This window comes from Mycobacterium sp. DHQP2018-32-09, from assembly GCF_058148405.1.
The window spans coordinates 14085-26643 of the sequence record NZ_JBYVYK010000030.1; the positions used below are offsets into that span (position 1 = coordinate 14085).

A 12559-nucleotide genomic window follows, 5' to 3' on the forward strand; every position below is an offset into this window, starting at 1 on the left:
TGTGAGCAGCTTCGCCGATGGGGACGGCACCGAGCCGTCCGACGCCGAACTCCTGGCAGCCCACGTCGCCGGTGACCGGCACGCGTTCGCCACGCTGTTCGGCAGGCACCGGCTGCAGCTGCGCCGGGTGGCGCATCGGGCGAGCTACAACCGCGACGACGCCGACGATGCCCTGCAGGATGCCCTGTTCTCGGCGCATCGCGCGGCGGCAGGGTTCCGCCACGATGCGTCGGTGAGCAGCTGGCTACACCGCATCGTCGTCAATTCGTGCGTGGACCGCTTGCGCCGCAACAAGATCCATCCGACGGTGCCGCTGGAGGACGACGCGCACCCGAGCGCTGACCCGACCGCGAACGTCGACACGGCCGTGGTGGTGCAGCGCGCCTTGCTGCGCCTGCCCGTGGAGCAGCGTGCCGCCATCCTCGCGGTGGACATGCACGGCTATTCGGTGGCGGAGGCAGCCGCCCTTCTGGGCGTACCCGAGGGCACGGTCAAGAGTCGACGCGCCAGGGGGCGGGCCCGCCTGGCGGAGTATTGCCGACCGCTGGTGGCCGACGGGCCGTCAGTAGCCGTAGCCCCCGAACCCATAGCCCGGCCCGCCGTTGACGACGGACGACAGGCATCCCGGGATGTTGCGGCAGGCGATGATGGCCCCGGCGCCGGGTGAGGCGCCCCGCACCGCGGGTGGGTTGTTCGGGATGCCGCAGGTCTGCAGGTAGGGGTTGAACGGCTGGATGAACTGAACGCACGGCTCGGCCGACGCGACACCGGGCGCCGCCGCGATGGTGACCGCGGCCGCCAGGGTTCCGGCTCCCGCGAAGGCGGCCGATGCCAGGGCCATCAGCCTTCGACTAGACATCAGTGCCGACCTTCTTCCATCACGTGCGCAGCTTCTTCGTCCAACCATTGAACGCCCGCCGGGGGCTGAACATTCCCTGAATGCGCGAACGAGTGCGTACCACCGGCCGCGCCGGGGAACAGCGGGCCCTACGCTGGTGTTATATGCGTGCCGACGCGCAACGCGCGCACCGGCGAGAAACGAGAAGGGTGGACATGACCTCCAATCCCACGGTTCACGACGTCATCATCATCGGTTCGGGCCCTGCCGGCTACACGGCCGCGGTCTACACGGCGCGGGCGCAGCTCAAGCCCTTGGTGTTCGAGGGCGTGCAGTTCGGTGGCGCATTGATGACCACCACCGAGGTGGAGAACTACCCCGGGTTCAAGGAGGGCATCACCGGCCCCGAGCTCATGGCGGAGATGCGCGAGCAGGCCGAGCGCTTCGGCGCGGACCTGCGCATGGAGGACGTCGACGCGGTGTCGCTCGAGGGACCCGTCAAGACGGTCACGGTCGGTGACGAGACGTTCCAGGCCAAGGCCGTCATCCTCGCCATGGGTGCGGCGGCCCGTCATCTCGGGGTGCCCGGGGAGCAGGAGCGCATCGGCACCGGTGTCAGCACCTGTGCGACGTGTGACGGCTTCTTCTTCCGCGACCAGGAGATCGCCGTCGTCGGCGGTGGCGACTCGGCGATGGAGGAGGCGCTGTTCCTGACGCGGTTCGCCAGCCACGTGACGCTGATCCACCGGCGCGAGGAGTTCCGGGCCAGCAAGATCATGCTGGAGCGCGTGCAGGCCAACGAGAAGATCACGGTGCTCACCAACACGGTGGTCACCGAGGTCGAGGGCGAGCCCAAGGTGTCGGGTCTGCGGTTGAGCAACACCGTCACCGGCGAGGAGTCCAAGCTGGCGGTCACCGGTGTCTTCGTCGCGATCGGGCACGACCCGCGGTCGTCGCTGGTGCGCGGCCAGGTCGAGCTGGACGACGAGGGTTACGTGAAGGTGCTCGGCCGCACCACCTCCACCACGATCGACGGCGTGTTCGCCGCGGGTGACCTCGTCGACCACACCTACCGCCAGGCGATCACGGCGGCGGGCAGCGGCTGTTCGGCGGCCATCGACGCCGAGCGCTGGCTTGCCGACCACAAGTGACGCCGTTCCCGAACACGCTGCACCAGAACCACATCCACCGAACACACGTCCACCGAACAACCCCATCGAAGGAGCGCAACCATGAGCAGTGACGGTGCGACCGTCAAGGTCACCGACGACACGTTCGCGGCCGACGTCCTCTCCAGCTCGACCCCCGTGTTGGTCGACTTCTGGGCCACCTGGTGCGGTCCGTGCAAGATGGTCGCGCCCGTGCTCGAGGAGATCGCCACGGAGAAGGCCGGCGCGCTGACCGTCGCCAAGATCGACGTGGACGCCAACCCGGCGACCGCACGCGACTTCCAGGTGGTGTCCATCCCCACCATGATCTTGTTCAAGGACGGCCAGCCGGTGAAGCGCATCGTCGGCGCCAAGGGCAAGGCCGCGCTGCTGCGCGAGATCGGCGACGCCGTCTGACGTCGTGACTCCCGGATGCGGGGGTGTGGCACACGCCGCGCCCCCGGCCTCCGGGTTTCCGGATTCTGCGGCCGGTCTGAGACAATACTGGCTAGTCCGTCAGCGGCCGCCACCATGCGGGTCGCGGCCGTCCGTGACTGAAAGGCCTGGTTATGTCGAGTCTGCGCCGCGGCGACCGGGGAGGCGCGGTCGTCGAGATCCGTGCGGCCCTCGCCGCCCTGGGACTCATCGACAACCCCGACGCCGATCTCACCACCGGCAAACACGTCGCCTTCGACGCGTTCGACGACGAACTCGATCACGCCGTCCGGGCCTTCCAACAGCACCGTGGCCTGCTCGTCGACGGCGTCGTCGGCGAGGCCACCTACCGTGCCCTCAAGGAGGCGTCCTACCGGCTGGGCGCCCGTACGCTGGCCCACCAATTCGGTGCCCCGATGTACGGCGACGACGTCGCCACGCTGCAGGCCCGGTTGCAGGAACTCGGGTTCTACACCAACCTCGTCGACGGCTACTTCGGGTTGCAGACCCACAACAGCCTGATGTCCTATCAGCGGGAGTACGGCCTGTACCCCGATGGCATCTGCGGTCCCGAGACGCTGCGGTCGCTCTACTTCCTGGGTTCTCGCGTCACCGGCGGATCGCTGCACGCGATTCGCGAGGAGGAGTTGGTCCGCCGCTCCGGACCGCGACTGTCGGGTAAGCGGGTGATCATCGATCCGGGCCGCGGCGGTGCCGATCACGGCGCCATCATGAACGGGCCCTCGGGTCCGATCAGCGAGGCCGACATCCTGTGGGACTTGGCGAGCCGTCTGGAAGGTCGCATGACGGCCATCGGCATGGAGACGTTCCTGTCGCGCCCGGTGGCCGGCAGCCCGACCGACGCCGAGCGCGCGAACACCGCGAACACCGTCGGCGCGGACCTGATGATCAGCCTGCGCTGCGCCAGCCTGCCGGCGTCGGCGGCCAACGGGGTGGCGTCGTTCTACTTCGGCAACGCGCACGGCTCGGTGTCGACCATCGGCCGCAACCTTGCCGACTTCATTCAGCGAGAAGTGGTGGCGCGCAGCGGTTTGCGTGATTGCCGCACCCACGGTCGGACTTGGGATCTGTTGCGGCTCACCAGGATGCCCACCGTACAGGTGGACGTAGGCTACACCAGCAGCCAGCACGATCGAGAGCTGATGGCGTCTCCGCAGATTCGCGACTGCATCGCCGAGGGCATCCTGGCCGCGGTGAAGCGGCTCTACCTGCTGGGCAAGAACGACCGCCCGACGGGTACCTTCACCTTCGCCGAGTTGCTCGCCCACGAGATGTCGGTGGAGCAGCAGGCCGCCAACGGCTGACCGCCGCCTTGGCGCCTCGCCTCAGAGGCACGGGCCCGCTCCCGCACCCACCGGCTGGGTGAGTTGGGCGGTGGCCAGCAGGCGTTCGAGCGCCGCCTCCACGTCGGCCTTCCATCCCAGGCCCTGTTCGAGTTCCAGTCGCAGCCGCGGAAAGTAGCGGTGCTGCGCGACGACGACGAACCCGACGTCGGTGAGGAAGTCGGCGTCGACGATGCACTGCTCGGCCGAGCAGTCCCCCAGCGCCTGCAGGACCGGACGCACGTCCGGGGTGACGAGCCGGGGGTCCGTCAGTTCGGCGGCCTCGGCGGTACAACCGAACGCCTCGAGAGCGCGCACGCCGCGACGCACCAGGTCCTCGACCACCGCCGCGATCAACCCCTTCGGAAGCGCGTGTGCGTCCTCGTCCGAGGTGTCGACTCCGACCGTGGTGAGCAAGACTGCGTCGGCGCTGACCGGACCGGTCGGGAAGACTCCGGCACGGGGGATGGCGCGGGGCGGCGCGTAGAAGGCGTACCCCAGGCAGGCGGCGTCCGCGTCGGGCAGCACCGGGGCGCGGTCGGCGTCCTCGGGCGGGCAGTGCACCGCCACCTGGCCGCAGGACCCCCACTCGAGCATGACCATCGACAGCCACGCTTCCTTCTCGAACTCGGGGTCGACGAGGTGATCGTCACCGTTCATCGCCGCGGGATCGACTTCCCAGAACACGCACCGGCGGGCGTGCTTGGGGAGCTGCTCGAAGGCTTCGAGCCGCAACGCGGTGATTCGTGCGGGCACTACGCTCCCCCGGTCTGTGCTGACGACGTCTCGTGCCCCTCCAGGATAGGAGACTGGCGCGGCTTGGGCCCGACGCGTCGGCTCTGCTCGACCGTGACGCTCATCGCCGATGAATCTGGCTGGGACACAACGTCTTTCTCCTCGATACCGGAATCCGTCACCCCGACGGCCAGGTGGCCGTCACAGTGACGGAATGACCCGGTGTCGTCGTGCATGCCTCGACAGCGCCGAAAATCGCCTCCGGGCCGTCCTCAGTCCTTCGCCGAATTCATCAGGTCGACGATTCGCTGCAGATCGTCCACCGAGCCGAACTCGACGACGATCTTGCCCTTGCGCTTGCCGAGGCTCACCGTCACCCGGGTGTCGAACGCCGAGGACAACTGCTCGGCCACGTCCTGTAGGCCCGGCATCTGGATCGGCTTGCGTCGCGGCGTCGGGCCCGACTCCTTGCCGTCGCGGTTGGCCAGGGTCACGGCCTCCTCGGTCGCGCGAACCGACAGGCCCTCGGCGACGATGCGCGCCGCGAGTTCCTCCTGCTGTTCCGGGCTGCCCTCGAGTGCCAACAGCGCTCGCGCGTGGCCCGCCGACAGGACGCCCGCCGCGACGCGGCGCTGCACCGCCACCGGCAACCGCATGAGACGGATCATGTTGGTGATCACCGGCCGCGACCGTCCGATGCGCGCCGCCAACTCCTCGTGCGTCACGTCGAACTCGTCGAGCAGTTGTTGGTACGCCGCCGCCTCTTCGAGGGGGTTCAGCTGGGCACGGTGGATGTTCTCCAACAACGCGTCGCGGAGCATTGCGTCGTCGGCGGTCTCCCGGACGATGGCCGGCAACGTGGCCAGCCCGGCCTCCTGCGCGGCACGCCACCGCCGCTCCCCCATCACCAATTGGTAGCGGGCGCCGCCGGCGGAACCGTCGACCGGTCGCACGACGATCGGCTGCATGAGACCGAACTCGCGGATCGAGTGCACCAGCTCGGCGAGAGCGTCACCGTCGAACACGCTGCGCGGCTGCTTCGGGTTGGGTTCGATGGCCGCGGGATCGATCTCGCGGTACACCGCCCCGACGTCCGACACCGGCAGATCGGGAACCGCCGTCGGTGCGGGCTGCCCTCCGCCGATCACGACGTCGGCGGCGGCGTTGCCCATGCGCAGATCGCTGCGCTCCCCGTCGGGCGGCCCGGTGGGGATCAGCGAGGCGAGGCCGCGGCCGAGACCACTCTTCTTGCTCCGCGGCTGGTTCACTGGCGTCCTCTCGTCGTTCCGCGTTCTGCGATCTCCCGGCTGGCGTCCAAGTAACTCATGGCACCGCGCGATCCCGGGTCGTAGTCGAGGATGGTCATCCCGTATCCGGGTGCCTCGGAGACCTTGACGCTGCGTGGGATCACGGTTCGCAAGACCTTGTCGCCGAAGTGCGCCCGCACGTCGACCGCCACCTGGTCCGCGAGCTTGGTGCGGCCGTCGTACATCGTGAGCACCACGGTGGTGACGTCCAAGCTCTGGTTCAAGTGCGCCTTCACCATCTCGATGTTGCGCAGCAGCTGCCCCACGCCTTCCAGCGCGTAGTACTCACATTGGATCGGAATCAACACCTCGGGTGCCGCGACCAAGGCGTTGATGGTCAAGAGTCCGAGCGACGGTGGGCAGTCGATGAAGACGTAGTCGAAGTCGTAGTTGGTGAGTGCGGCGAGCGCGCTCCGGAGCCGCGTTTCACGTGCGACCATGCTCACCAACTCGATCTCAGCGCCCGCGAGGTCGATGGTCGCGGGGACGCAGTAGAGCCGCTCGTTGTGCGGGCTCTGCTGCAACGCCTCCTCGAGCGAGATCTCGCCGATGAGGACCTCGTACGACGACGCGGTACCCGGACGGTGCTCGATGCCCAACGCCGTGCTGGCATTTCCCTGCGGGTCCAGGTCGATCACCAAGGTCTTCAGTCCCTGCAGTGCCAGGGCCGCCGCGACGTTGACCGCAGTGGTCGTCTTGCCGACGCCACCCTTCTGATTCGCGATCGTGAAGACCCGTTGCCGCTCGGGGCGGGGCAGCCCCTGCCCCTTGGCCTTGTGCAGCAGCCGTACCGCGCGCTGTGCTTCCGCACCGATCGGGGTGTCCACCGCGGGCTCCTGCCACGTCGGCTCTTCCGGCGCCACCCATGTTTCACGTGAAACATCGCTCGACTTTGCGTCCGCACCAGACGGCGGCGGTGCCCCGGGGGGAACGTCCTGACGACTCATCGGCGCGCTCCCCCGCGGCTCGCTGGACGACCCTGCCGCGGCTTGCGCACCACGCGCCGCGCGACGACCACGGTCGCGGGTGGAGTCAAAAAGTTCACGCCACATTTCACCACTTTCACGTCCTCGGCACCCAACGACTCCATGACACCGCGGTGTCTGATGATCTCGTCCTGCGCACGTTCACCCTTCATCGCCAGCATCCGGCCGCCGTCACGCACCAGCGGCAGACACCAGCGGCTCAGCTTGTCGAGGGAGGCCACGGCTCGTGACGTGACCGCGTCGATCTGGCCGACCTGCTGCCGAACGTCCTTGTCCTCGGCACGACCGCGGACGACGGTCACTTCGATGCCCAACTCGTCGACGACCTCCTGGAGGAAGTCCGCGCGACGCAGCAACGGCTCGATCAGGATGACACGGACTCCCGGCTTGGCCAACGCAATGGGGATGCCGGGAAGGCCGGCGCCACTGCCGACGTCGGCCACGGTCTCCGCGGGGTGTATGAGGTCGGCGACCGCCGCACCGTTCAGGACGTGGCGGGTCCACAACCGGTCGACTTCGCCGGGTCCGATGAGACCGCGTTCGATGCCGGCGCCGGCCAAGATCTTGGTATACGTGGTCGCCTGGTCGACGCGCGACCCGAACGCCTGCTCGGCCTCCGGGGGCGTCGGCGGGACTTCACCATGTTTCACGTGAAACATCCTCCGCGGCCGAAACAGGGAAACTACATCTATGTAAGTAGGGCCGGCACGATCTTCGTGCCGGCCCCGGTGCCATCAGGCGGGGAGAACCACCACGCGTCGGGATGGCTCCGCGCCCTCGCTCTCGCTACGGACCCCGTCGACGACGGCGACCGCGTCGTGGACGATCTTGCGCTCGAACGGCGTCATCGGATCGAGGACTTCGCGCTGCCCCGTCTCCACGACGCGCCGCGCGATCCGGTCACCCAGTTCCGCCAACTCGTCCCGGCGGCGTCGCCGCCAACGCGCGATGTCGAGCATGAGGCGACTGCGCTCGCCGGTCTTCTGGTGCACGGCCAGTCGGGTCAGCTCTTGCAGCGCATCGAGCACCTCGCCCTTGCGCCCCACCAGCTTGTTGAGGTCTCCCCCGCCGTCGATGCTCACCACCGCGCGGTCACCCTCGACGTCGAGGTCGATGTCACCGTCGAAGTCGAGCAGGTCGAGCAACTCTTCCAGATAGTCGCCGGCGATCTCGCCCTCGGCGACCAACCTCTCCTCGAGATCGGCAGCCTTGGTCGACTCGCCAGCGGCGCGTTCGGTGGTATCGGCGTCTGTCATGTTCGTCCTTCCTGATCTGCAGGTGAATCACGGAGAGTCGGCATGGGGATCGAGCCCCGACGCCTCCCCGTCAAGATCGTCGTTTCCGCGGACGGTTGTTGGTGCGTCGCGCGGTGGCACCCTTCGCGGTGCCGTTACGAGGTGTCGCCTTCGGCGGGGACGCCTTCTGGGTCTCGCCTACCGCCGGCGCGTCGGACGACGTCGGCACGTCGTCGGCGTCGGCCCCGCCGGGCGTCAGGGGCTCCGAGGACTCCGCGGACTCCGCGTCGTCGCCGGCCGGTGTGGCCGCCCCGGGCTTGCCGCCGGGCACGGGCTTGGCACCGGGGGCGGGCTTGTTGCGCTTGGGCCGGGCACCGGGGGCCGGGGCATTGGACGACTGCCGCTCCTTGGCGGCGAGCTTCGCCTCTTCTTCGCGCTTCTCGATCTTGCCGAACACGTAGTGCTGCTGGCCGTAGGTCCAGATGTTGTTCGACACCCAGTACAGGATGATGGCGAGCGGCAGGAACGGACCACCGACCACGACGCCCAGCGGGAAGACGTACAGCGCCAGCTTGTTCATCATCGCGGTCTGCGGATTGGCCGCGGCTTCTGGACTCTGTCGTGCCACCGACGCCCGGCTGTTGAAGTGCGTCGCGATGCCGGCGATCACCATGAGCGGCAACCCCACGCAGATCACGGCGATGCGATCGAACTCGGTGAACGCGTCCAGGCCGACCGTCTGGATCATCGACGCACCCAACGGCGCACCGAACAGGTTCGCGTCCAGGAAGTGCGCGACGTCCGTCGCGCTGAAGAGGTAGTTGCCGATCGAGCGGTTCTCTTCGACGCTGAGGCCCAGTCGACCGATCCCGGTCTGGGTGCGGTTGAACGACATCAGCACGTGGTAGAGACCGAGGAACACCGGTACCTGAGCCAGCATGGGCAGGCAGCCCAGGATGGGGTTGAAGCCGTGATCCTTCTGCAGCTTCTGCATCTCCAGCGCCATCCGCTGACGATCCTTGCCGTACTTCTTCTGGAGCGCCTTGATCTGCGGTTGCAGTTCCTGCATCTGCCGCGTCGTCTCGATCTGACGCACGAAGGGGCGGTACAGGATCGCGCGCAGCGTGAAGACCAGGAACATGACCGACAGGGCCCAGGCGAAGAAGTTGGTCGGTCCGAGCAGGAAGGCGAACAGCTTGTACCAAAGCCACATGATCGCCGAGACCGGATAGTAGATGTAGTCCAGGCTCGCCCAGTTAAACACGTAAATCGCTCCTCAACGTCGCGGCCGGGTCGGCGGTGGTGCCGTCATCGGCATCGGCATCTGACTTGGTGGACGGCCGCGGGTCCGGTATCGGATCCCATCCTCCCCGATGCCAGGGACCGCACTTGCCCAAGCGGACGAGAGTGAGGCCCACACCCCGCAGCAAGCCGTGCACGCGAAGGGCGTCGACGGCGTACTGACTGCACGTCGGGGTGAACCGACACGCGGGGGGCCGGAACGGCGAGATCATGTTGCGGTACAGCTCGATGAGCTGGATGGCGGCGCGGGCCACGACGCGCGACGGCGAACGATCCGTCATCGTCGGGCTTTCCGCAGCGCCGTACGTAGGTCGCCGTCGAGCCGCGCGGATTCGGCGCCGGCGCTCTTGGGCAGCGCACGGATGACCAGACGATCGCCCGGTTCGAGTTCGGCGAGGACGCCGCGCGCCACGTGCCGCAGCCGACGGGACACCCGGTGGCGTACGACTGCGTTGCCGACGGACTTGGAGACCACCAAGCCGACGAGGGGTGGACGGGTGTCTTCGGCCGATCCGCGCAGCGCGTGCACCACGAGGTGCGGCTGGGCGGCTCGCACTCCTCGAGTGACCGTCAGCCCGAAGTCCGTCGACCGTGTCATCCGGTACTGGGCCGGAAGCACCGCGCTGGAACCTGCGTCACATCACGCAGTGAGGGAGCGGCGACCCTTGCCCCGGCGAGCGGACACGATGGCCCTACCGGCACGGGTGCGCATGCGCAGCCGGAAACCGTGCACACGCGCGCGGCGACGGTTGTTGGGCTGGAACGTCCGCTTGCCCTTGGCCACGGCTGTCACTCCTCAGTTACGTTTGGCGGCACCGCAGTCATCACGCGTGAGCGAGACGGTGCGAACCACTGGGTAGTCCCGGCGCGTACCCCGAAAGCCTCTCGGGTCGCTGCCGTGTCGCCACGTTCGGGCCGACCGTTCGAGGGTACTGACGAGATTTCCCTAGGTCAAACCGCTCCCGTCCCGCCCCCACCCCGGGTCGACGACGCCGGAACCGCGGTGTTTCGCAGACCACTTCCGACGACCGCTGCGACGCACGTCCGCCGCTGCCGCGAGCCCTCCCGGATCGATCCCCGCCAATGTTGCAGAACGGTTGGCACCCGCGGCGAAAACTGTTAGCTTCTGGCAGTGCCGTTTCGGAATGGAGCGGCAGACGACCACAAATCGAGGATGGCCACCAACCCGCGAGCCCACAGCCGATCACTGTGACGAGCCCAGGGTGCAACCGTCCCATGCACACGACATCGACACGACGCCGCTGCACGCTGTCCACAGACTGTGGATAAGTATGTGGACAGTTTCGTCGTCGTTCTATATGGCCACGTCAGCGCGGTGGCTTCAAGGGGGTACGCCACGTGACCGGTGACCCCGACGCACCCTTCGTCACCATCTGGAACGACGTCGTCGCCGAACTCAACGGCGACGGCAGTTCGTCGCGGGGCTCCGACGGCGTCGCGTTGTCCACCTTGACGCCGCAGCAGCGTGCGTGGCTCAAGCTGGTCAAGCCACTCGTCTTGGCCGAGGGCTTTGCGCTGTTGTCGGTCCCGTCGTCGTTCGTCCAGAACGAGATCGAACGCGGGCTGCGTGAGCACATCGTCACCAGCCTCAGCCGCCGGCTCGGCCAGCGCGTCGAACTCGGGGTCCGCATCGCCGACCCCGAGCCCGACACCGAGCATGCCGACGATCGCGGACCTGCCGCGGCCCCGGCGCACTCCGACACCGACGAGGTCGACGAAGACGGTGAGGCGCTCGCCAGCGCGGAGGCCAGTTGGCCGAGTTTCTTCACCAGCCGCCCGCCGGCGTCCACCACCTCCACCGACGTCAGCCTCAACCGGCGCTACACGTTCGAGACGTTCGTCATCGGTGCCTCCAACCGGTTCGCGCATGCGGCCACGCTCGCCATCGCCGAGGCGCCGGCCCGCGCGTACAACCCCCTGTTCATCTGGGGAGAATCCGGTCTCGGCAAGACGCACCTGCTGCACGCGGCCGGCAACTACGCCCAACGTCTCTTCCCCGGGATGCGCGTGAAGTACGTCTCCACCGAGGAGTTCACCAACGACTTCATCAACTCCCTGCGCGACGACCGCAAGGCGTCGTTCAAGCGGAGCTACCGCGACATCGACGTGCTGCTGGTCGACGACATCCAGTTCATCGAGGGCAAGGAAGGCATCCAGGAGGAGTTCTTCCACACCTTCAACACCTTGCACAACGCGAACAAGCAGATCGTCATCTCGTCGGATCGGCCGCCCAAGCAGCTGGCCACCCTCGAAGACCGTCTCCGGACCCGGTTCGAGTGGGGTCTGATCACCGACGTCCAGCCACCCGAACTCGAGACGCGCATCGCGATCTTGCGCAAGAAGGCCCAGATGGACCGCCTGGACGTCCCCGACGACGTCCTGGAGCTGATCGCCAGCAGCATCGAGCGCAACATCCGCGAGCTCGAGGGCGCGTTGATCCGCGTGACGGCCTTCGCCTCGTTGAACAAGACCACCATCGACAAGTCGCTGGCCGAGATCGTCCTGCGCGACCTGATCTCCGATGCCAGCACCATGCAGATCAGTACGGCCACCATCATGGCGGTGACGGCCGACTACTTCGAAACGTCGGTGGAGGAGCTGCGGGGGCCCGGCAAGACGCGCGCCCTGGCCCAGTCGCGTCAGATCGCGATGTACCTGTGTCGCGAGCTCACCGACCTCTCGTTGCCCAAGATCGGCCAGGCCTTCGGCCGCGATCACACCACGGTGATGTACGCCGAGAAGAAGATTCGCAGCGAAATGGCCGAGCGGCGCGAGGTTTTCGACCACGTCACCGAACTCACCACGCGCATCCGCCAGCGTTCCAAGCGCTGACGCACGGCGTTTCTCGTCGACTCCTGATCGACTGCCGGTCGACTCCCCCGCGACGCCCGTCGGACCCCGGCGAGCGCGTCCACGTCGCCCTGCCGTGCCGTCTGACGGCGTCTCGTCACGCTCGCACGTAGCCGGCCGCGCGGCGACGTGTCCGGCGTGTCCCGCACCCGACACGCTGTCGGCGCTGCCATACTGCGGACCGTCGGCCAACACATCGCGTCACATCCGCACCACCCGTCACCCCGAGACCTCGTGGACACGCTCGTGCACAACCGTCTAATGGACACCCGTCAGCCGAGGCGGGCCGTGGATGAGACACCACTCATCCACGAGCACTCCCGGACACCTCCGCCGACGTCCACGAGCCATCCACACCC

14 protein-coding genes are annotated in these 12559 nt (G+C 67.8%); 5 read left to right on the top strand and 9 right to left on the bottom strand.

Annotated elements, in window-relative coordinates; all coding sequences use genetic code 11:
• Position 1 precedes the first annotated feature (1 nt).
• From sigM to AC30CM_RS15755, 4 genes are all read left to right on the top strand, one after another.
• Positions 2 to 667 (top strand): RNA polymerase sigma factor SigM, encoded by a 666-nt coding sequence (gene sigM, locus AC30CM_RS15740; RefSeq protein ID WP_490117830.1) that lies wholly within the window; start codon positions 2 to 4, stop codon positions 665 to 667.
• A gap of 386 nt (positions 668 to 1053) precedes the next feature.
• Complete coding sequence (gene trxB / locus AC30CM_RS15745; protein WP_490117831.1) at positions 1054 to 1989, top strand: thioredoxin-disulfide reductase; 936 nt, start codon at positions 1054 to 1056, stop codon at positions 1987 to 1989.
• A gap of 81 nt (positions 1990 to 2070) precedes the next feature.
• Positions 2071 to 2403 carry a thioredoxin gene (gene trxA / locus AC30CM_RS15750; RefSeq protein WP_490117832.1) on the top strand — a complete coding sequence of 111 codons (333 nt, stop codon included), beginning with the start codon at positions 2071 to 2073 and terminating at the stop codon, positions 2401 to 2403.
• 152 nt (positions 2404 to 2555) lie between these two features.
• The gene (locus AC30CM_RS15755; RefSeq protein ID WP_490117833.1) at positions 2556 to 3746 is read left to right on the top strand and encodes an N-acetylmuramoyl-L-alanine amidase; all 1191 of its coding nucleotides are present in this window, start codon (positions 2556 to 2558) and stop codon (positions 3744 to 3746) included.
• 21 nt (positions 3747 to 3767) lie between these two features.
• Here the strand turns inward: AC30CM_RS15755 and AC30CM_RS15760 are convergent, their stop codons facing one another.
• From AC30CM_RS15760 to rpmH, 9 genes are all read right to left on the bottom strand, one after another.
• Entirely contained in the window at positions 3768 to 4520 is a 753-nt protein-coding gene (locus AC30CM_RS15760) for an acetyltransferase (RefSeq protein WP_490117834.1), read from the bottom strand.
• Between the two features lie 251 nt (positions 4521 to 4771).
• Positions 4772 to 5767, bottom strand: a complete 996-nt coding sequence (locus AC30CM_RS15765) for a ParB/RepB/Spo0J family partition protein (RefSeq protein WP_490117835.1) — start codon at positions 5765 to 5767, stop codon at positions 4772 to 4774.
• On the bottom strand, positions 5764 to 6753 hold the full coding sequence (locus AC30CM_RS15770; RefSeq protein ID WP_490117836.1) for a ParA family protein: 990 nt from the start codon (positions 6751 to 6753) through the stop codon (positions 5764 to 5766). The genes AC30CM_RS15765 and AC30CM_RS15770 overlap by 4 nt, the downstream gene beginning before the upstream one ends.
• Entirely contained in the window at positions 6750 to 7451 is a 702-nt protein-coding gene (rsmG, locus tag AC30CM_RS15775; protein WP_490117837.1) for a 16S rRNA (guanine(527)-N(7))-methyltransferase RsmG, read from the bottom strand. Before rsmG ends, AC30CM_RS15770 begins: the two co-directional genes overlap by 4 nt.
• 75 nt (positions 7452 to 7526) lie before the next feature.
• Positions 7527 to 8048: a Jag family protein gene (locus AC30CM_RS15780; RefSeq protein ID WP_490117838.1), complete on the bottom strand. Its 522-nt coding sequence runs from the start codon at positions 8046 to 8048 to the stop codon at positions 7527 to 7529.
• 70 nt (positions 8049 to 8118) lie between these two features.
• A complete protein-coding gene (yidC, locus tag AC30CM_RS15785) occupies positions 8119 to 9240 on the bottom strand; it encodes a membrane protein insertase YidC (RefSeq protein WP_490117885.1) in 1122 nt (373 codons plus the stop codon).
• Between the two features lie 43 nt (positions 9241 to 9283).
• Positions 9284 to 9610: a membrane protein insertion efficiency factor YidD gene (gene yidD / locus AC30CM_RS15790; RefSeq protein ID WP_490117839.1), complete on the bottom strand. Its 327-nt coding sequence runs from the start codon at positions 9608 to 9610 to the stop codon at positions 9284 to 9286.
• Positions 9607 to 9948 (bottom strand): ribonuclease P protein component, encoded by a 342-nt coding sequence (gene rnpA / locus AC30CM_RS15795; RefSeq protein ID WP_490117840.1) that lies wholly within the window; start codon positions 9946 to 9948, stop codon positions 9607 to 9609. The genes yidD and rnpA overlap by 4 nt, the downstream gene beginning before the upstream one ends.
• A 21-nt stretch (positions 9949 to 9969) precedes the next feature.
• Positions 9970 to 10113: a 50S ribosomal protein L34 gene (rpmH, locus tag AC30CM_RS15800; protein ID WP_073695092.1), complete on the bottom strand. Its 144-nt coding sequence runs from the start codon at positions 10111 to 10113 to the stop codon at positions 9970 to 9972.
• A gap of 575 nt (positions 10114 to 10688) precedes the next feature.
• Here rpmH and dnaA point away from each other — a divergent pair.
• Positions 10689 to 12182 carry a chromosomal replication initiator protein DnaA gene (gene dnaA / locus AC30CM_RS15805; protein WP_490117841.1) on the top strand — a complete coding sequence of 498 codons (1494 nt, stop codon included), beginning with the start codon at positions 10689 to 10691 and terminating at the stop codon, positions 12180 to 12182.
• The last annotated feature ends 377 nt before the right edge of the window (positions 12183 to 12559 follow it).

Excerpts from the sequence above, each read along its gene's own strand:
- AC30CM_RS15755 (WP_490117833.1), top strand. The coding sequence starts at position 2,556 with ATGTCGAGTCTGCGCCGCGGCGACCGGGGAGGCGCGGTCGTCGAGATC.
- yidC (WP_490117885.1), bottom strand. The coding sequence starts at position 9,240 with ATGTGGCTTTGGTACAAGCTGTTCGCCTTCCTGCTCGGACCGACCAAC.
- AC30CM_RS15780 (WP_490117838.1), bottom strand. The coding sequence starts at position 8,048 with ATGACAGACGCCGATACCACCGAACGCGCCGCTGGCGAGTCGACCAAG.
- rsmG (WP_490117837.1), bottom strand. The coding sequence starts at position 7,451 with ATGTTTCACGTGAAACATGGTGAAGTCCCGCCGACGCCCCCGGAGGCC.
- trxA (WP_490117832.1), top strand. The coding sequence starts at position 2,071 with ATGAGCAGTGACGGTGCGACCGTCAAGGTCACCGACGACACGTTCGCG.
- trxB (WP_490117831.1), top strand. The coding sequence starts at position 1,054 with ATGACCTCCAATCCCACGGTTCACGACGTCATCATCATCGGTTCGGGC.
- AC30CM_RS15770 (WP_490117836.1), bottom strand. The coding sequence starts at position 6,753 with ATGAGTCGTCAGGACGTTCCCCCCGGGGCACCGCCGCCGTCTGGTGCG.
- yidD (WP_490117839.1), bottom strand. The coding sequence starts at position 9,610 with ATGACGGATCGTTCGCCGTCGCGCGTCGTGGCCCGCGCCGCCATCCAG.